Source organism: Cellulosimicrobium composti (genome assembly GCF_010287905.1).
Taxonomy (GTDB): domain Bacteria; phylum Actinomycetota; class Actinomycetes; order Actinomycetales; family Cellulomonadaceae; genus Cellulosimicrobium; species Cellulosimicrobium composti.
The window spans coordinates 1-18,004 of sequence record NZ_JAAFAN010000075.1; the positions used below are offsets into that span (position 1 = coordinate 1).

Annotated in this window: 16 protein-coding genes; 1 reads left to right on the top strand and 15 read right to left on the bottom strand. The window is 73.3% G+C overall.

Going from position 1 to position 18,004, the window contains the following annotated elements; all coding sequences use genetic code 11:
• Positions 1 to 121 precede the first annotated feature (121 nt).
• The 8 genes from allB to GYH36_RS16770 form a co-directional block, all read right to left on the bottom strand.
• Positions 122 to 1,483, bottom strand: coding sequence for an allantoinase AllB (gene allB, locus GYH36_RS16735; protein ID WP_162290432.1), 1,362 nt, complete (start codon positions 1,481 to 1,483; stop codon positions 122 to 124).
• 34 nt (positions 1,484 to 1,517) lie between these two features.
• Entirely contained in the window at positions 1,518 to 3,293 is a 1,776-nt protein-coding gene (gene gcl, locus GYH36_RS16740; RefSeq protein ID WP_162290433.1) for a glyoxylate carboligase, read from the bottom strand.
• Between the two features lie 39 nt (positions 3,294 to 3,332).
• The gene (locus GYH36_RS16745; RefSeq protein WP_024842129.1) at positions 3,333 to 4,217 is read right to left on the bottom strand and encodes a 2-hydroxy-3-oxopropionate reductase; all 885 of its coding nucleotides are present in this window, start codon (positions 4,215 to 4,217) and stop codon (positions 3,333 to 3,335) included.
• 62 nt (positions 4,218 to 4,279) lie between these two features.
• The gene (locus GYH36_RS16750) at positions 4,280 to 5,086 is read right to left on the bottom strand and encodes a hydroxypyruvate isomerase family protein (RefSeq protein WP_115942881.1); all 807 of its coding nucleotides are present in this window, start codon (positions 5,084 to 5,086) and stop codon (positions 4,280 to 4,282) included.
• A 196-nt stretch (positions 5,087 to 5,282) separates the two neighbouring features.
• Positions 5,283 to 6,113: a bifunctional allantoicase/(S)-ureidoglycine aminohydrolase gene (locus GYH36_RS16755; RefSeq protein ID WP_115942882.1), complete on the bottom strand. Its 831-nt coding sequence runs from the start codon at positions 6,111 to 6,113 to the stop codon at positions 5,283 to 5,285.
• Between the two features lie 75 nt (positions 6,114 to 6,188).
• The gene (locus tag GYH36_RS16760) at positions 6,189 to 7,559 is read right to left on the bottom strand and encodes a DUF6986 family protein (protein WP_162290434.1); all 1,371 of its coding nucleotides are present in this window, start codon (positions 7,557 to 7,559) and stop codon (positions 6,189 to 6,191) included.
• Complete coding sequence (gene aceB / locus GYH36_RS16765; RefSeq protein ID WP_115942884.1) at positions 7,556 to 9,205, bottom strand: malate synthase A; 1,650 nt, start codon at positions 9,203 to 9,205, stop codon at positions 7,556 to 7,558. Before aceB ends, GYH36_RS16760 begins: the two co-directional genes overlap by 4 nt.
• A gap of 48 nt (positions 9,206 to 9,253) precedes the next feature.
• Positions 9,254 to 10,750 (bottom strand): NAD-dependent malic enzyme, encoded by a 1,497-nt coding sequence (locus tag GYH36_RS16770; protein ID WP_024842134.1) that lies wholly within the window; start codon positions 10,748 to 10,750, stop codon positions 9,254 to 9,256.
• Between the two features lie 129 nt (positions 10,751 to 10,879).
• Between GYH36_RS16770 and GYH36_RS16775 the strand changes: the two genes are divergently transcribed.
• Entirely contained in the window at positions 10,880 to 11,689 is an 810-nt protein-coding gene (locus GYH36_RS16775) for an IclR family transcriptional regulator (RefSeq protein WP_155098999.1), read from the top strand.
• Between the two features lie 70 nt (positions 11,690 to 11,759).
• Here the strand turns inward: GYH36_RS16775 and pucL are convergent, their stop codons facing one another.
• From pucL to gatC, 7 genes are all read right to left on the bottom strand, one after another.
• On the bottom strand, positions 11,760 to 12,707 hold the full coding sequence (gene pucL / locus GYH36_RS16780; protein WP_162290435.1) for a factor-independent urate hydroxylase: 948 nt from the start codon (positions 12,705 to 12,707) through the stop codon (positions 11,760 to 11,762).
• Position 12,708: 1 nt separating this feature from the next.
• Complete coding sequence (gene uraH, locus GYH36_RS16785; RefSeq protein ID WP_034605512.1) at positions 12,709 to 13,077, bottom strand: hydroxyisourate hydrolase; 369 nt, start codon at positions 13,075 to 13,077, stop codon at positions 12,709 to 12,711.
• Positions 13,074 to 13,571 (bottom strand): 2-oxo-4-hydroxy-4-carboxy-5-ureidoimidazoline decarboxylase, encoded by a 498-nt coding sequence (gene uraD, locus GYH36_RS16790; RefSeq protein WP_115942888.1) that lies wholly within the window; start codon positions 13,569 to 13,571, stop codon positions 13,074 to 13,076. Before uraD ends, uraH begins: the two co-directional genes overlap by 4 nt.
• A 264-nt stretch (positions 13,572 to 13,835) precedes the next feature.
• Complete coding sequence (locus GYH36_RS16795) at positions 13,836 to 14,441, bottom strand: GNAT family N-acetyltransferase (RefSeq protein ID WP_024842139.1); 606 nt, start codon at positions 14,439 to 14,441, stop codon at positions 13,836 to 13,838.
• Between the two features lie 4 nt (positions 14,442 to 14,445).
• The gene (gatB, locus tag GYH36_RS16800; RefSeq protein WP_162290436.1) at positions 14,446 to 15,951 is read right to left on the bottom strand and encodes an Asp-tRNA(Asn)/Glu-tRNA(Gln) amidotransferase subunit GatB; all 1,506 of its coding nucleotides are present in this window, start codon (positions 15,949 to 15,951) and stop codon (positions 14,446 to 14,448) included.
• A 4-nt stretch (positions 15,952 to 15,955) separates the two neighbouring features.
• Positions 15,956 to 17,488 carry an Asp-tRNA(Asn)/Glu-tRNA(Gln) amidotransferase subunit GatA gene (gene gatA / locus GYH36_RS16805; protein ID WP_162290437.1) on the bottom strand — a complete coding sequence of 511 codons (1,533 nt, stop codon included), beginning with the start codon at positions 17,486 to 17,488 and terminating at the stop codon, positions 15,956 to 15,958.
• A gap of 1 nt (position 17,489) precedes the next feature.
• Positions 17,490 to 17,786, bottom strand: a complete 297-nt coding sequence (gene gatC, locus GYH36_RS16810) for an Asp-tRNA(Asn)/Glu-tRNA(Gln) amidotransferase subunit GatC (protein ID WP_162290438.1) — start codon at positions 17,784 to 17,786, stop codon at positions 17,490 to 17,492.
• Between the last annotated feature and the right edge of the window lie 218 nt (positions 17,787 to 18,004).

An 18,004-nucleotide genomic window follows, 5' to 3' on the forward strand; every position in this document is an offset into this window, starting at 1 on the left:
TTACCCCCTCACCCCCCCACCCCCCATCGGCGCCGGGCGGGGGGGCCGGGCTTTGTTAAAACCACCCCGGGGGGGCCCCCCGCCCCGGCCCCCGGCGGCGGGCCACGGGAGTCTCAGCCCGTCACGCCTCGCCGCGCGCGAGCAGCCGGCCCGTGGGCCGGTCGAACGTGATCTCCTCGCCGCGCAGGTACGTCGCGACGACGGCGCCCGAGAGCGCGCGGTCGGCGTACGGCGTGACGGGGTTCTTGTGGTGCAGGGCCGTCGGGTCGACGACGAACGCCGTGTCCGGCTCGACGACCGCGAGGTCCGCGTCGTGACCGAGCGCGATCGCGCCCTTGCGCTGCAGCCCCGCGATCCGGGCGGGCCGCGACGACATCCACTCGACGACGCGCGCGAACGGCACGCCCCGCGTCCGGGCCTCGGTCCACACGATCGCCAGCCCGAGCTGGAGCGACGACACGCCGCCCCACGCCGTCCCGAAGTCCCCCGTGTCGAGGTCCTTGAGGTCGGGCGTGCTCGGCGAGTGGTCCGAGACGACGCAGTCGATCGTCCCGTCGAGCAGCCCCTCCCAGAGGAGCTCGCGGTTGTCGATCTCGCGGATGGGCGGGCAGCACTTGAACTGCGTCGCGCCGTCCGGGATCTCCTCGGCCGCGAGCGCCAGGTAGTGCGGGCACGTCTCGACCGTGATCCGCACGCCCTCCCGCTTCGCGCTGCGGATCATGGGCAGCGCGTCCGAGCTCGACAGGTGCAGCACGTGCGCACGTGCCCCGGTCCAGCGCGCGGCCTCGATGACGGCGGCGATCGCGACGTTCTCCGCGCCGCGCGGGCGCGACGCGAGGAACGCGTCGTAGTGGTCGCCGTGCGGGGTGGGCGCGTGCTCGATCGCGCGCGAGTCCTCGGCGTGCACGAGCATGAGCCCGTCGAAGTCCGCGAGCAGGCGCAGGTCCGCCTCGAGCTCGTCGGGCTCGAGGTACCCGAACTCCTCGACGCCCGAGTGCAGCAGGAAGCACTTGAACCCGAACACGCCCGCGTCCCACAGGGGGCGCAGCTCGTCCGCGTTGCCGGGCACGGCGCCGCCCCAGAACCCGACGTCGACGAACGCCTGGTCGCGCGCGACCTTCTGCTTGGTCTCGAGCGCCTCGACGTCCACCGTCGGCGGGATCGAGTTGAGCGGCATGTCGACGATCGTCGTGACGCCGCCGGCGGCCGCGGCCCGCGTCGCGGACGCGAAGCCCTCCCACTCGGTGCGCCCCGGCTCGTTGACGTGCACGTGCGTGTCGACGAGCCCGGGGACGAGCACCTGGTGCGGTGCGAGCTCGACGACGCGCGCGCCGTCGAGCCCCGCACCGAGGGGCTCGATCGCCCGGACCACTCCCCCGACGACCCCGACCTCGCGGGGCTGCTCGCCGGACGCGACGAGCACGCGCTCGCCGCGCACGACGAGGTCGTACTCGTGCGCCCGACCGCCGGTCTCCGCGCTCATCGTGCCTCCCTCGTGCGTGGTCTCCACCGTGCGCTCAGTCGAGCAGCGCGGTCGCGGTGGGGGCGTCCTCGGCCGAGATCGCGAGGTCCTCGAACTCGTTGACGCCCGTGAGCTCGACGCCCATCGCGATGTTCGTCACGCGCTCGAGGATGACCTCGACCACGACGGGCACGCGGAACTCGGCGGCCATGCCCTGCGCCTTGGCGAACGCGTCGCCGAGCTCCTCGGGGTCGGTCACGCGGATCGCCTTGCAGCCCAGCCCCTCGGCGACCTTGACGTGGTCGACGCCGTACCCGTTCATCTCCGGCGAGTTCACGTTCTCGAACGAGAGCTGCACGTGGTAGTCCATGTCGAACGCACGCTGCGACTGGCGGATGAGGCCGAGGTAGGAGTTGTTCACGACGACGTGCACGTACGGCAGGTTGAACTGCGCGCCGACCGCGAGCTCCTCGATCATGAACTGGAAGTCGTAGTCGCCGGAGAGCGCGACGACCGGCTCGTCGGGGGCGGCCTTCGCGACGCCGAGCGCCGCCGGGCCCGTCCAGCCGAGCGGCCCCGCCTGACCCGCGTTGATCCAGTGCCGCGGCCTGTACACGTGGAGGAACTGCGCACCGGCGATCTGCGAGAGCCCGATCGTCGTGACGTAGCGCGTCTCGGGTCCGAACGCCTTGTTCATCTCCTCGTACACGCGCTGCGGCTTGATGGGGGTCTCGGTGAAGTGGGTCTTGCGCTGCAGCGTGCGCTTGCGCTCGGCGCACTCGGCGGCCCAGCCGGAGTAGTCGCGCGCCCGGCCGGCGTCGCGACGCTCGCGCGCGACCTCGACGAACAGCTCGAGGGCGGCCCGCGCGTCGGAGACGATGCCGTAGTCGGGCGCGAACACGCGCCCGATCTGCGTCGGCTCGATGTCCACGTGGACGAACGTGCGTCCCGCGCGGTACGTGTCCAGCCCACCGGTGTGGCGGTTGGCCCACCGGTTGCCGATCCCGAGCACGAAGTCGGACGCGAGCAGGTTCGCGTTGCCGTAGCGGTGCGACGTCTGCAGGCCTGCCATGCCGGCCATGAGCGCGTGGTCGTCGGGGATGACGCCCCAGCCCATGAGGGTCGGGACCACGGGCACGCCGAGCGTCTCGGCGAGCTCGACGAGCAGGTCCTCGCCGCCCGCGTTGACGATGCCGCCGCCCGCGATGAGCAGCGGGCGCTCGGCGGCGAGCAGCATGTCGATCGCCTTCTCGGCCTGCGCGCGCGTCGCCGTCGGGCGGTGCACGGGCAGCGGCTGGTACGTCGCCGGGTCGAACTCGATCTCCGCGAGCTGCACGTCGATCGGCAGGTCGATGAGCACCGGGCCCGGTCGTCCCGAGCGCATGAGGTGGAACGCCTGCTGGAAGACCTGCGGCACCTGGCCGGCCTCGAGGACGGTCTTGGCCATCTTCGTCACCGGTGCGGCGATGCTCGCGATGTCGACGGCCTGGAAGTCCTCCTTGTCGAGCTTGGCGACCGGCGCCTGGCCCGTGATGCAGACCATCGGGATCGAGTCGGCCCACGCGGCGTAGAGGCCGGTGATCATGTCGGTGCCCGCGGGGCCCGACGTGCCGATGCAGATGCCGATGTTCCCCGGCTTGGCACGGGAGTAGCCGTCGGCCATGTGCGACGCGCCCTCGACGTGGCGGGCGAGCACGTGGTCGATGCCGCCGTGGGCGCGCATCGCGGAGTAGAAGGGGTTGATGGCGGCGCCGGGCAGGCCGAAGGCCTGGGTCGCGCCCTCGATCTCGAGGATCGCCACGGCGGCGTCCACCGCACGCATTCGAGGCATGGTTTCTCTCCTTGCTGGAGTGACGTCGTCGTCAGGGAGTCAGGAGCCGTCGCGGCCGGAGAGCCGCTCGACGCCGCGGAAGAGGCCGGAGTGGTCGAGGCCGCCGTCGCCGTTCGCGCGCGCGGACGCCATGAGCTGGGCGACGAGCCCGCCGAGCGGCGCGACGACGCCCGCCTCGCGGGCCGCGGCGGTGACGATGCCGAGGTCCTTGTGGTGGAGCTCGATGCGGAAGCCGGGGCCGAAGTCGCGGTCGAGCATCTTGCGCGCCTTCTGGTTCAGCACGGCCGAGCCCGCGAGCCCGCCCCCGAGCACCTGGACCGCGGCGTCGGTGTCGACGCCGTACGCCTCGAGGAACACGATGGCCTCCGCGAGCGCCTGGATGTTCGCGGCGACGATGAGCTGGTTCGCGGCCTTGACGGTCTGGCCGGAGCCGTTCGGGCCCACGTGCACGACCGTCTTGCCGACGACGTCAAGGAACGGCTTGGCGGCCTCGAAGTCCTCGGTCGTGCCGCCGACCATGATCGACAGGGCGGCGTTGATCGCCCCGGGCTCGCCGCCGGAGACGGGGGCGTCCACGATGCGCAGGCCGGCCTCCGTCGCCTGGCGTGCGAGCGCGACGGTGACGTCGGGGCGGATCGAGGAGAAGTCGATGACGAGCGCGCCCGGCTTGGCGTTGGCGAGCACGCCGTCCTCGCCGGTGAGGACGGCCTCGACGTCGGGCGAGTCGGGGACCATGATCGCCACGACGTCGGCGCCCGAGACGGCGTCGGCGACGGACTCGGCCGCGCGGCCGCCCGCCTCGACGAGAGGCCGGGTCTTCTCGGGGCTGCGGTTGTAGCCCGCGACGTCGTGGCCGGCGTTCTGCAGGTGGACGGCCATGGGGCTGCCCATGATGCCGAGTCCGATGAAGGCGATGGAGGCCATGGTGTGCTCCTCGGGGTGGTGCGGGTCGGTGGTCGGTGGCGGCCGGCGGGGCCGCGGGTGCGTCAGCGCTCGGAGGCGGGGAGCCACGCGAACGGGTCGGCGGCGTCGGTCTTGTACTCGAGGCCGATCCAGCCGTCGTAGCCGCCGGCGCGCAGGTCCTTGGTCCAGCGGTCGATGGGCAGGTCGCCCGTGCCGGGCTCGCCGCGCCCGGGGGCGTCCGCGACCTGCACGTGCGCGACGCGGTCGCGGTACGTCGAGAGCGCCTGGTCGACGTCGTCGCCGTTGACGGCCAGGTGGTAGACGTCGAGCAGGAGGCCGAGGTTCGTCTCGCCGTGGTCGGCGGCGACCCGGTCGATGACGCGCACGGCGTCGGCGGCGGTCTTCAGCGGGTAGGCCGGCGCGCCGCTCACGGGCTCGACGAGCACCGTGCCGCCGATGCGGGCGACCGCGCGGGCCGCGAGCGCGAGGTTCTCGGCGCCGAGCGCGTCCTGCTCCTCGGGCGTCGCGTCCTCCTGGCGGTTGCCGTACAAGGCGTTGAACGCCCGGCAGCCGGTGCGCTCGCCGATCGCGGTGACGACGTCGAGGTTGGCGCGCAGGTCGGCCGAGCGCGCGGGCCACGACACGAGGCCGCGGTCGCCGCCCGGCATGTTCCCGGCGTCGAAGTTGAGCCCCGTGAGCTGCACGCCCGCGGCCTCGATCGCCCCGACGAACGCGTCCACCTCGTCGCGCGCCGGCGTGGACGACGCGAACGGCCACCAGAACTCCACGCCGCGGAAGCCCGCGGCGGCCGCGGCGGCCGGGCGCTCGAGCAGCGGCAGGTCGGTGAGCAGGATCGAGCAGTTCACGGTGTACGTCGGTGCGGGGCTCATCGTCTCTCCCTCGGTCGTCCGCGTCTCGCTGCCTTGCGATTCCATTCTGCGGAACTTTTCTTCTGCTTTATGGAAGTGTAGGCACGCTCGCGACGACGCGTCAACAGTCGGGCGCGCGCGCCGCCCGGCCACCGGCACGACGAAGGCCCGGTCCCGCACGCGGGACCGGGCCTCCGGGCGCCCCCTACCCGGGTCGTCAGCGCCGTCGGTCGAGCTTGATCTGCCGGTTGACGTCCTTGTACAGCAGGTAGCGGAACGGCTTGGGCCCGCCCGCGTAGCAGGCCTGCGGGCAGAACGCCCGGAGCCACATGAAGTCGCCCTCCTGGACCTCGACCCAGTCGCCGTTGAGGCGGTAGACCGCCTTGCCCTCGAGCACGTAGAGGCCGTGCTCCATGATGTGCGTCTCCGCGAACGGGATGGACCCGCCGGGCTGGAACGTCACGATGTTGACGTGCATGTCGTGCGCGAGGTCGTCGGGGTCGACGAACCGCGTCGTCACCCAGACGCCGTCCGTGTCCGGCATCGCGCGCGGCTCGACGTCCTGCTCGCGCGTGACGAACGACGTCGCGGTGTGGCCCGGGATCGGCTCGTACACCTTGCGGATCCACTGGAACGCGGCCTTCGCGTCCGAGCGGTTGTGCAGCGCCCACCGCTCCCCCGCCGCCAGGTACGCGTACCCGCCCGGCTCGAGCACGTGCTCGACACCGGCGAGCGTGAGCACGAGCGTGCCCTCGGTGACGAAGACGACGGACTGCACGGTCTCCTCGTCCTCGCCCTGGTCCGACCCGCCGCCGGGCGAGACCTCCATGACGTACTGCGCGAACGTCGTCGCGAAGCCCTCGATCGGCCGCGCGAGCACCCACAGCCGGGTCTTCTCCCAGCCGGGCAGGTTGCTCGTGACGATGTCGCGGAGCACGCCGCGCGGGATGACCGTGTACGCCTCGGTGACGATGGCGCGGTCGGTGAGCAGCTCGGTCTGGCCGGGCAGGCCACCCTGCGGGGTGTAGTAGGGGGTGGTCTGGGTCATCGGTTCACTCCTGGAGGTCGGGGCCGGGCCGACGGCGGTCGGTGCCCCGGCGGGGAAGGTGGGGAGGGCGCGGGCTCAGCCTGCGACGGGCTGCGGGGCGTGGCCCGAGACGCGGACGGCGTCGAGCCCGGCGCGGTCGAGGCCGGTCGCGGCACGGACCTCGGCCTCGGTGAGCGCGCCGCAGTCGACGCCGCGCCCGAGGAACCAGGCCATCGCCTTGGCGGTCGCCGGCTCGTCGAGCACGCCGCCGGCGTCGGGCACGAACCCGACGTACGCGGCCAGGCGCGCGAGCGCCGACGCGGCGCCCTCGCGGTAGAACGCGTACGTCGCCGCGAAGCGGCTCGGGAGCTGCGCGGGGTGCAGGTCCCAGCCCTGGTAGTAGCCGCGCTCGAGCGAGCGGCGCACGAGCCGGCCGTGCAGGCGCCACGCCGCGTCGACGGCCTGCGGGTCGCCGACCGGGAGCACGTTCGTCGAGCCGTCCGACAGGCGCACGCCCGTGCCCGCGACCGCGAGCTGCATGACCGCCTTCGCGTGGTCGGCCGCGGGGTGCTCCATCGACTGGTACGCCGCGGCGATCCCGAGCGATGCCGAGTAGTCGTACGTGCCGTAGTGGAGCGCGGTCACGCGGCCGGGGGCCGCGTGCACGAGGCGGGCGACGGTCGCGGTGCCGTCCGCCGCGAGCAGGGCCTGCGGCGTCTCGACCTGCACCTCGAACCGCAGGCTCCCCCGCTCCAGACCGTTCGCGTCCTCGACGCGCTCGCACGCGACCGCCATCGCCTCGACCTGCTCCGGCGCCGTGACCTTGGCGAGCGTGACCACGAAGCCGTCCGGGAGGCCCGCGGTCGCATCCGCGCCGAGGAGCGCGGCGCGCGCCGCGACGAGCTCGGCCACGAACAGTGCGAGCGTGCGGACGCCGCGCCGCCGCGTGGCGGCCTCGAGGCACTTGATCCGGATGCCGGAGAACGGCGTCGCGGTGCCCTGCGCCTCGGCCCGGGCGAGCTCGCGCGCCGCGGCCGTGACCGCGGCGTCCTCGGCCGCGTCGCCGCGGTCGCCGAACCCGTCCTCGAAGTCGATGCGCAGGTCCTCGATCGCCTCGACGGCGAGCTTGGCGCGCACGCGCTCGGCCACCGCGTCGGCGAGGTCGCCCACCGGGCCTCCGCCCACGCCGAGCAGGTCGACGAGCCGGCGCACCCCGTCGGTGCCGCCGCCCGCCGCGTCGACCGCCTCGCGCGCCCGCGCGGCCCACTCGGGCGCGAGACCCGCGGTGTACCGGTCGCCCGGCACGTACACGGTGTGGACGGGCTGGCGCGAGCCGTCGTCGCCCGGGTACCGCGCCTCGAGCTCCGCGTCCCACGGGGCGAGCAGGCCGTCGAGCGTCGCGTGCAGCGCCGCGACGCCGTCCTCGTCGAAGCCGAGCGCGCGCCCGGCGCCGGGTGCGGCCGTCATGAGGACGCGTCCTGCTCGTGCGCGACGACGTCCTCGTACGCGGGGAGCGTGAGGAAGTCGACGTAGTGCTCGGTGAGGGCGATGTCCTCGACGAGCGCGGCCGCCCGCGCGTACGGGCCGGCGTCGTACGCCTCGTGCCCGACGTCGTCGCGCAGCCGGGCGGTCTCCTCGCGCAGGAGCGCGCGGACGAGGTCGGCGGTGATCGGCGTGCCCGCGTTCTCGCCCGCCGTGAACGTCGCGCCCGAGCGGACCCACTGCCACACCTGCGAGCGCGAGATCTCGGCCGTGGCCGCGTCCTCCATGAGGTTGTGGATCGCGACCGCGCCGTTGCCCGCGAGCCACGCCGCGACGTACGCGACGGACACGTAGAGGTTGTTGCGCAGCCCGGCCTCGGTCACGTCGCCCTGCGCGGAGGCGACGTCGAGGAGCCGGTCGGCCGTGACGTGCACGTCCGGGCGCTGCTTGTCGAGCTGGTTGGGGCGCTCGCCGAGCACGGCGTCGAACACCTCGCGGCACACCGGCACGAGGTCCGGGTGCGCGACCCACGAGCCGTCGAAGCCGTCGCCGGCCTCGCGCTGCTTGTCCGCGCGCACCTTCTCGAAGGCCTGCGCCGTGACCTCGGGCTCGCGCCGGTTCGGGATGACGGCCGCCATGCCGCCCATCGCGAACGCGCCGCGCCTGTGGCACGTCTGCACGAGCAGCTCGGTGTACGCCCGCATGAACGGCGCGGTCATCGTGATGGCGCCGCGGTCGGGCAGCGTGAACGACGGCCCGGAGTCGCGGAAGTACTTGATCATCGAGAACAGGTAGTCCCAGCGGCCCGCGTTGAGGCCCGACGCGTGGTCGCGCAGCTCGTAGAGGATCTCGTCCATCTCGAACGCGGCGGGGATCGTCTCGATGAGGACCGTCGCGCGGATCGTCCCGTGCGGGATCCCGAGCGCCTGCTCGGCGTGCGTGAAGACCTCGTCCCACAGGCGCGCCTCGAGATGCGACTCCATCTTCGGCAGGTAGTAGTACGGGCCGGACCCGCGCGCGAGCAGCTCCGCCGCGTTGTGGAAGAAGTGCAGCCCGAAGTCGACGAGCGCGCCGACGGCGGGCGTCCCGTCCACGGTGAGGTGCACCTCGTCGAAGTGCCACCCGCGCGGGCGCACGACCATGACCGCGAGCGGCTCGCCGTCCGTCTCGGGCCGCAGCGCGTACTGCTTGCCCTCGGGCGACGTGAACGCGAGCGTGCGCCGCGTGGCGTCGTGGAGGGCGACCTGCCCGCCGACGACGTTGCTCCAGTGGGGGGTCGACGCGTCCTCGAGGTCCGCGAGCCAAACCTTCGCGCCCGAGTTGAGGGCGTTGATCGCCATCTTCGGCGTGGGTGGCCCGGTGATCTCGACGCGGCGGTCCTGGAGGTCGGCGGGCGCGCCCGCGACCGTCCACTCCCCCGCGCGCACGTCCGCGGTCTCGGGCAGGAAGTCGAGGCGGCCCGTGCGCGCGACCTCCTCGCGTCGCGCGGCCCGCGCGGCGAGGAGCTCGTCGCGCCGCGCGCCGAACCGGCGCTGCAGGTCCGCGACGAACTCGAGCGCGTCGGGCGTGAGGATCTCGTCCGCGCGCTCGACGGCGGGGCCGTGGACGGTGACGGCCGTGGTGGTGGTCATGGTGGGTGTGTCCTTTCTGCGGGGGTCCAGGGGCTGACGGCGGGGGCGTCAGGCCCGGGGCGCCGACCCGACGTGGTGGCCCGGGGTGGTGCTCCCCTGAGCCTGCTCCGCGCGCGAGCGCTCCGCGACCTCGGCGACGGCGCGCGCGACGGCCTTGGAGACCGCGGGCTCGAACACGCTCGGCACGATGTAGCTCGCGCTGAGCTCCTCGGGCGCGACGGCGTCGGCGATCGCGACGGCCGCGGCGCGCAGCATCTCGTCGGTGATCTCGCTCGCGCCGACGTCGAGCAGCCCGCGGAAGAGGCCCGGGAACGCGAGCACGTTGTTGATCTGGTTCGGGTAGTCGCTGCGCCCGGTCGCGACGACGGTCGCGTGCTGGGCGGCGGCGATGGGGTCGACCTCGGGCGTCGGGTTCGCGAGCGCGAAGACGATCGCGTCGTCCGCCATCGTCGCGACGTCGTCGCCCGTGAGGATGTTGGGGCCGGAGACGCCGACGAACACGTCGGCTCCGGCGAGGCCCTCGCGCAGCGTGCCCGTGAAGCCCTCGGCGTTCGTCGTCTCGGCGAGGCGCCGGCGGTGGTCGTCGGTGAGGTTCGCGCCCGGGTGGATCGCGCCGTGGCGGTCGAACGCGACGATGTGGCGCGCGCCCTGGCCCTGGAGCAGGGAGATGATCGCGTTGCCGGCCGCGCCCACGCCCGAGACGACGATCCGCACGTCCTCGATCTGCTTGCCGACGACGCGCAGCGCGTTCGTCAGCGCGGCCAGCACGACGATCGCCGTCCCGTGCTGGTCGTCGTGGAACACGGGGATGTCGAGCTCCTCGCGCAGCCGGCGCTCGATCTCGAAGCAGCGCGGCGCCGAGATGTCCTCGAGGTTGATCCCGCCGTAGACGGGCGCGATCGCCTTGACCGTGCGGATGATCTCCTCGGTGTCGGTCGTGTCGAGGCACACGGGCCACGCGTCGACGCCCGCGAACTGCTTGAACAGCGCGGCCTTGCCCTCCATGACCGGGAGCGCGGCGGCGGGGCCGATGTCGCCCAGGCCGAGCACGGCCGTCCCGTCGGTGACGACCGCGACCGTGTTGCGCTTCACCGTGAGCCGGCGCGCGTCCTCGGGGCGCTCCGCGATCGCGAGGCACACGCGCGCCACGCCCGGCGTGTACGCGCGGGCGAGGTCCGCGCGGTGGCGCAGCGGCACCTTGGGGTTGACCTCGAGCTTGCCGCCGAGGTGCATGAGGAACGTCGCGTCGCTCACGTGCCGCACCGAGATGCCGTCGAGCGCGCTCAGCGCGTCGCGGATGCGCTCCACGTGCGCGGCGTCCACCGTGTCGGCCGTGATGTCGACGACGAGGCGGTCCGCCCCCGACTCCGAGACGTCGACGCCGGTGATCGCGGCGCCCGTGGCGCTCACGGTCGCGACGAGGTCGCTCGCCGTGCGGTGCCCGCTCGGCGCCTCGACGCGCAGCGTGATGGAGTAGCTCGGGCTGGTGGCGGCGGCCTTCGCCGTCGGGGCCTGCGTCTCCGGGGCGTTCGACTCGGACGTCATGTTCGTTCCTTCTTCTCGTATGCTGATGCGTGTCTTCCGTGATGCGGAAGGGAGCGCGGGACGGTCCCGCACTGCTCAGGCGAGGCGCGCCCGTCCTCGGGCGGCGCCTGGTGGACAGGAGATGGTGAGATGGCCGAGACCTCGGCGGCGACGGAGCCGGCGGAGACCACGCCCACGCGGCCTGCCAAGCCGGCCGGCGGTGTGCAGTCCGTGGACCGGGCGATCGAGCTGCTCGAGCTGCTGGCCGACTTCGGCGGCGAGTCCGGCCTCAGCGAGCTCGCGCAGAGCGCGGGACTGCCGCTGCCGACGATCCACCGGCTGCTGCGGACGCTGCTCGCCCAGGGGTACGTGCGCCAGACGCCGTCGCGGCGCTACACGCTCGGCCCGCGCCTCATCCGGCTCGGCGAGTCCGCCGGGCGCCAGCTCGGCGCCGGTGCCCGCCCCTACCTCGAGCGGCTCGCGCACGACCTCGGCGAGTCGGCGAACCTCGCGATGATCGACCGCGACATGGCGGTCTACGTCGCCCAGGCCTCGTCGAGCCACTCGATGCGGATGTTCACCGAGGTCGGCCGGCGCGTCTACACGCACTGCACGGGCGTCGGCAAGGCGGTGCTCGCCCAGCTCCCCGACCAGACGGTGCGCGAGATCATGGGCCGCGTCGGCATGCCGCCCGCGACGGACCAGTCGATCACCGACGTCGACACGCTCCTCGCGGAGCTCGCCGCGACCCGCGAGCGCGGGTACGCGATCGACGACGGTGAGCAGGAGCTCGGCGTGCGCTGCTTCGCCGTCGCGGTGCCCGACGCGCCGACCCCCACGGCCCTGTCCGTCTCGGGCCCCGCGGCCCGCGTGACGTACGAGTTCGGCGAGCGCGCCGTGCCGGTGCTGCACCGGGTGGCGGGCGAGCTCACGCGCGAGCTCATCACCGCCGCGCCGTGAGGCGGGCGCGCCCTGCCGGGCCGCGGGGGCTCCGCGGTCGGGCAGGGCGCGTCCGTCCGTCACGGTCGGCTCAGCAGAACCCGGTGACCGTGGCCCAGGCGCGCGGCTCGGCCGGCACGCCCTCGCGCTGGACGGTGGCCTCGATGAGGCCGTACGGGCGGTCCGCCGCGTAGAAGACCTCGTTCGGGTTGTCGAGGCCGAACGGCGCCAGGTCCACGAGGAAGTGGTGCTTGTTCGGCATCGAGAACTTGATCTCGGCGATCTCCGGGACGGCCTCGAGGACGGCCTTGCCCATCGCGAACAGCGTCTGCTGCAGCGCGAGCGAGTGCGTCGTCGCGAACGCCTCGAGCTGGATCGCCCGCACCTTCGCGTACACGGCGTCGAAGTCGACGTCCGTCGTCGTGTAGCGCCACCGCGACGTCACGGACGTCGCGAGGATCCGGTCGTTCGTCTCGACGAGCGTCGTGTACCGGTCGCGCGGGAAGCCGTGGAACTCCGAGCCCGTCGACTTGAGGACGACGAGGTCCGTGAGGCCCGAGACGACGAACACCTCGTCGCCGTCGCGCTGGACGACCGTCGTGCGGGTCTCCTGGTTGTTCCGGACGAACGCGTGGTCGTGCTCGCCGTCCGCCGTCTCGATGCGGTTCCAGGAGTACTGCTCGATCTCCCAGCGGCCGCCCTCGATCCACTCGAAGTCCTCGACGAAGTGCCGGCCGAGGCGGATCGCGAAGTCCTCGATCGCGCCGACGCCGTCACGGGCGAACGCGTAGATCGTGTTCTTCTGGGTGTCGGTCGCGACGCACTTCGAGTTGTCGCCCTCCAGGTGGGTGGCCTCCTGGCCGCCGCGCAGCTGCGAGGACACGTTGAGGTCCGTGATCTCGTGGCGCGGCGTCGCACGGTCGACGCGCACGAGGCGCACCTCCGCCTTGCCCCACTGGTTGTCCCCGAGGACGATCGCCCCGCTGCTCTGCGTGGCCGCCGTCTGCTCGGCGCTCGTCGTGGTCAGGGTCTCGCTCATGTCAGCTCCCTCGATAGGTCGAGTAGGCGAACGGGCTGAGCAGGACGGGGACGTGGTAGTGCTGCTCCGCGCTCGCCACCCGGAAGACGATGACGACCTCCGGGTAGAAGGACACGGTGTCTCGCCGGTCGAAGTACTCGGCCGTGTCGAACACGAGCCGGTACGTACCGGGGACGAGGGTCTCGGGCCCGAGCTCGGGCACGCGACCGTCGTCGTTCGTGCGGGAGGACGCCACCAGGGACCAGCCCTGCCCCGTCGTCCCCTCCGCGATCCCCGGAGCCGCCTCGAGGCGGACGGTGATCCCCTCGGCGGGCCTACCGCTGGCCGCGTCGAGTACGTGCGTGGTGATGTGGCTGGCGTGGGTGCTCATGCGCTCAGCATTCCCTTCAGCCGCAGCGCGGCGATCTCGCGCAGGTTGCGGGCCGCGTTGGCCCGCTCGGTCTCGGCGTCGTTGCCCAGCCGCTCGGTGAGCTGCTCGAGGATCTCCTCGGCGCTGCGCCCGGCGGCCCGGATGAGGAACACGTGCCCGAACCGCTCCTCGTACGCGCGGTTGCCCTCGGCGAGGCGGCGCGTCACGTCGTCGTCGGACGTGTCGACGCCGGCCTGCTCGGAGCGCGACATGCTCGCGTCCGCCGACTCCCCCCGGGCGCGCTCCCCGATCCGGGGGTGACGCGCCAGCGCGGCGTCGACCTCCTCGTCCGTCCAGGGGTCCGCCGCGTCGAGCGCGGCCCGCGCCGCGTCCTCGACGCTCGCGTACGGCCGGCCGGCCGTGACCTCGTCCGCCCAGCGCCCGACGTGCGCGCACGCGAGGAGCGCCTCGCGCGCCTGCTCCGGGGGCAACCGGTTGAACTCGTCCAGCGTCATCGCTGCGTGTCCCTCTCGACGTCGGGCCGGTCACCCTGCCGGCGACCCTGCCGGTTCCACATCACGGAAGTTCCTTTCCGTCTTATGAATGTACGTCGCGCGCCGGGTGATGTCAACCACGGCCCTCCCCCGGCGGCCGGACCGCACGTCCTGGCCCCGCCGGGAACGACGACGGGCCCGGCAGCAGGTGCTGCCGGGCCCGTCGTGGGGGGTGTGCTCGTCACGCGACTCGTCCACGCCTCGCGGACGACGACGCGCCGTGCGTCAGGGGGCACCGAGGCCCGCGCGGAACTCGTCCTCGAGGATGCTCATGACCGTCGCGTCGGCCCACCCGTCGCCGTCGCGGTAGACGTCGCGCAGGCGGCCCTCCTCGCGGAACCCGAGGGACTCGTAGAGCATGCGCGCCCGCGGGTTGATGCTCAGCACGTCGAGGCTCACCCGGTGCAGGTGCGGCCCCTCGTGCCGCACGCCGTCCACGTCGGTCGCGCCGTCGAACGCGAAGCGCAGCACCTCGAAGATCGCCTCGCGCCCGTAGCCCCGCCCCCGGTAGTTCGGGAGCAGCGCGAGACGCAGGTTCGCGGAGCGCGCGTCCTCGTCGAGGTCGTTGAGCACGATCTCGCCGATCATCTCGTCGCTGACCTGCTGCCCGTCGCGCACGGCACCGGGCGTGATCGCCCAGTCGAACCGGCCCTCGCGGTCGCTGACCGTCGCCGACCACTCGTCGACCTGCTCGCGCGTGAACGTCGCCGTCGTCCCCGTGAGCCGGTTCGACTCCGGGTCCTGCAGCGACTCCCACATGCGGTCGGCGTCCCGCGCCTCGATCGGGCGCAGGCGCACCATCTCGCCGAGCAGGACCGGTCCGCGCGTCACCGCGTCAGCCGATCCGCTCGAGGATGAGCTCGCGCACACGACCGGCGTCCGCCTGGCCGCGCGTCGCCTTCATGACCGCGCCGATGATGGCACCGACCGGCCCGAGGTTGCCGCCCCGGACCTTCTCGACCACGTCGGGCTGCGCGGCCAGCGCCTCGTCGATCGCGGCGAGCAGCGCACCGTCGTCGGAGACGACCTCGAGCCCGCGCGCCGTGACGACCTGCTCGGGGTCGCCCTCGCCCGCGAGCACGCCCTCGAGCACCTGGCGCGCGAGCTTGTCGTTGATGCGGCCCGAGTCGACGAGCCCCTGGAGCTCGGCGATCTGTGCGGGCGTGACGCTGAGCTCCTCGAGCGTGACCTCGTCCTGCTTCGCACGACGCGCGAGCTCGCCCATCCACCACTTGCGGGCGCCGGCCGGGCTCGTGCCCGCGGCGACGGTCGCCTCGATGAGGTCGATCGCCCCCGCGTTGACGACGTCACGCATCTCCGCGTCGGCGTAGCCCCACTCGCCCTGCAGGCGGCGACGACGCGCGACCGGCAGCTCGGGCAGGCCCGCACGGATCTCGTCGATCCACTCGCGCGGGGGCGCGATCGGGACGAGGTCGGGCTCCGGGAAGTACCGGTAGTCCTCGGCGTCGGACTTCACGCGGCCCGACGTCGTGATGCCGGTGTCCTCGTGCCAGTGCCGCGTCTCCTGGACGATGGTGCCACCGGCGTCGAGCACGGCGGCCTGGCGCGAGATCTCGTAGCGCACGGCCCGCTCGACCGAGCGGAACGAGTTGACGTTCTTCGTCTCGGTGCGCGTGCCGAGCGGCGACTCGGGCGTGGGGCGCAGCGACAGGTTCACGTCGGCGCGGACGTTGCCGCGCTCCATCCGGGCCTCCGAGACGTCGAGCGCGCGGAAGATGTCGCGCAGCGTCTGCACGTACGCGCGCGCGACCTCCGGCGCGCGGTCCCCCGCGCCCGTGATCGGCCGCGTGACGATCTCCACGAGCGGGATGCCCGCCCGGTTGTAGTCGACGAGCGAGTACTCCGCGCCGTGGATGCGCCCGGTGGCGCCGCCGACGTGGGTGTTCTTGCCCGCGTCCTCCTCCATGTGCGCGCGCTCGATCTCGACGCGGAACACCGTGCCGTCCTCGAGCTCGACGTCGATCCACCCGTCGTACGCGATGGGCTCGTCGTACTGCGACGTCTGGAAGTTCTTCGGGACGTCCGGGTAGAAGTAGTTCTTGCGCGCGAAGCGGCAGGTCTCGGCGATCTGGCAGTTGAGCGCGAGGCCGATGCGGATCGCGTACTCGACGGCCTTGCCGTTGACGACGGGCAGCGCGCCCGGCAGGCCCAGCGAGACCGGGGTCACCTGGGTGTTCGGCTCCGCGCCGAAGCTCACCTCGGCGGCGCAGAACATCTTGGTCAGCGTGCCCAGCTCGACGTGCACCTCGATCCCGATGACGGGGTCGTAGCGGCGCGTGGCGTCGGCGTAGTCGACGAGGTCGACGGTCGTGGCGGTCATCGGGTCAGCCCTCCAGCTCGGTCGTGGCCGTGGGCAGCGCCGGCGCGCGGTCGAGCAGCGGCCCGCCCCACGTGCTCAGGAGCGCGGACTCGAGCGCGGCGCCCACCCGGTACATGCGGTCGTCGGCCTTGGCCGGCGCGAGGATCTGGAAGCCGACGGGCAGGCCGTCGTCCGACAGGCCCGACGGCACCGACATCCCCGGGACGCCCGCGAGGTTCGCGGGGATGGTCGCGACGTCGTTGAGGTACATCGCGAGCGGGTCGTCGAGCTTCTCGCCGAACCGGAACGCCGTGGTCGGCGCCGTCGGGGACACGAGGACGTCCGCCTGCTCGAACGCCGCAGCGAAGTCGCGCTGGATCAGCGTGCGCACCTTCTGCGCGCTGCCGTAGTACGCGTCGTAGTAGCCCGCGGACAGCGCGTAGGTGCCGAGGATGACGCGGCGCTTGACCTCGTCGCCGAAGCCCGCGCCGCGCGTGGCGGCCATGACGCGCTCGGCGGTGACGGGACCCTCCTCGGGCTCGACGCGCAGGCCGAACCGCATGCCGTCGAACTTCGCGAGGTTGCTCGACGCCTCCGACGGCATGATGAGGTAGTACGCGCCGAGGGCGTACTCGAAGTGGGGGCACGAGACCTCGACGACCTCGGCGCCCAGGCCGCGCAGGAGGTCGAGGGACTGCGCGAAGCGCGCGCTCACGCCCTCCTGGTAGCCCTCGCCGCTGAGCTCCTTGACGACGCCGACGCGCAGGCCGGTCAGGTCGCCGCCGGCGCCCTGCACCGCGGCGTCGACGAGCGCGGGCGCACGGCCCGGGATCGACGTCGAGTCGCGCGGGTCGTACCCGCCGATGAGCTCGTGGAGGAGCGCCGAGTCGAGCACGGTGCGCGTCACGGGGCCCGCCTGGTCGAGCGACGACGCCATGGCGATGAGGCCGTAGCGCGAGACGCCGCCGTACGTCGGCTTCACGCCGACGGTGCCGGTGACGGCGCCGGGCTGACGGATCGAGCCGCCGGTGTCGGTGCCGATCGCGAGCGGAGCCTCGAACGCCGCGACGGCCGCGGCGGACCCGCCGCCCGAGCCGCCGGGGATGCGGTCGAGGTCCCACGGGTTGCGGGTGTTGCCGAACGCGGAGTGCTCGGTCGACGACCCCATGGCGAACTCGTCCATGTTCGTCTTGCCGAGGATGGGCAGCCCGGCGGCACGGATCTTCTCGACGAGCGTGGCGTCGTAGGGCGGGATCCAGCCCTCGAGGATCTTCGAGCCGGCCGTGGTCGGCATGCCCTTGGTGACGACGACGTCCTTGACGGCGATGGGGACGCCCGCGAGCCGGTGCAGCGACTCGCCCGCGGCACGGCGCTCGTCGACGGAGCGCGCGGTGGCCAGCGCCTCGTCGGCGTTCACGTGGAGGAAGGCGTTGACGGCGCCGTCGACGGCGGCGATCCGGTCGAGGTGCGCCTGGGTGGCGTCGACGCTGGTGAACTCGCGGGCCGCGAGGCCGTCGGCGAGCTCGGACGCGCTGAGGCGCGTGAGGTCCTGGGTCATCTCACTCCTCCCCGAGGATCTGCGGGACGGCGAAGCGCCCGTCCTCCGCCGACGGCGCGGCCGCGAGGACGTCCTCCACGGGCAGGGCCGGCTCGGGCACGTCGTCGCGGAAGACGTTCGTCATCGGGAGGGGGTGGCTCGTCGCAGGGACGTCGGGCGTCGCGACCTCGCTGACCTTGGCGATGGCGTCGACGATGACGTCGAGCTCGCCGGAGAGCCGGTCCAGCTCCTCGGGTCGCAGATCGATGCGGGCCAGCGCGGCGACGCGCGCGACCTCGTCACGGGAGATGGTGGACATGCTCGCCATTCTAGTGGGGGCGGCACCCGGCCCACGCGCGCGCGACCGCCGGCCGGACGCGACGGTCTCGGCGGTCCGGTCAGCCGGCGTCACGGACGCAGCCGGGGCGCGGGCAGGGACAGCGGCGAGGTGCCTGGTCGTGGAAATGCCGAAGGCCCACCCCGTGTGGGGTGGGCCTTCGGTGAAGGGTTGTCCGGCGGCGTCCTACTCTCCCACCC

Coding starts and splice junctions, on each gene's coding strand:
- GYH36_RS16750 (WP_115942881.1), bottom strand. CDS start 5,086: ATGAGCCCCGCACCGACGTACACCGTGAACTGCTCGATCCTGCTCACC.
- gatC (WP_162290438.1), bottom strand. CDS start 17,786: ATGTCCACCATCTCCCGTGACGAGGTCGCGCGCGTCGCCGCGCTGGCC.
- GYH36_RS16745 (WP_024842129.1), bottom strand. CDS start 4,217: ATGGCCTCCATCGCCTTCATCGGACTCGGCATCATGGGCAGCCCCATG.
- gatB (WP_162290436.1), bottom strand. CDS start 15,951: ATGACCGCCACGACCGTCGACCTCGTCGACTACGCCGACGCCACGCGC.
- pucL (WP_162290435.1), bottom strand. CDS start 12,707: ATGAGCGAGACCCTGACCACGACGAGCGCCGAGCAGACGGCGGCCACG.
- GYH36_RS16770 (WP_024842134.1), bottom strand. CDS start 10,750: ATGACGTCCGAGTCGAACGCCCCGGAGACGCAGGCCCCGACGGCGAAG.
- gcl (WP_162290433.1), bottom strand. CDS start 3,293: ATGCCTCGAATGCGTGCGGTGGACGCCGCCGTGGCGATCCTCGAGATC.
- uraH (WP_034605512.1), bottom strand. CDS start 13,077: ATGAGCACCCACGCCAGCCACATCACCACGCACGTACTCGACGCGGCC.
- gatA (WP_162290437.1), bottom strand. CDS start 17,488: ATGACCCAGGACCTCACGCGCCTCAGCGCGTCCGAGCTCGCCGACGGC.
- GYH36_RS16760 (WP_162290434.1), bottom strand. CDS start 7,559: ATGACGGCCGCACCCGGCGCCGGGCGCGCGCTCGGCTTCGACGAGGAC.
- aceB (WP_115942884.1), bottom strand. CDS start 9,205: ATGACCACCACCACGGCCGTCACCGTCCACGGCCCCGCCGTCGAGCGC.
- uraD (WP_115942888.1), bottom strand. CDS start 13,571: ATGACGCTGGACGAGTTCAACCGGTTGCCCCCGGAGCAGGCGCGCGAG.
- allB (WP_162290432.1), bottom strand. CDS start 1,483: ATGAGCGCGGAGACCGGCGGTCGGGCGCACGAGTACGACCTCGTCGTG.
- GYH36_RS16775 (WP_155098999.1), top strand. CDS start 10,880: ATGGCCGAGACCTCGGCGGCGACGGAGCCGGCGGAGACCACGCCCACG.
- GYH36_RS16755 (WP_115942882.1), bottom strand. CDS start 6,113: ATGACCCAGACCACCCCCTACTACACCCCGCAGGGTGGCCTGCCCGGC.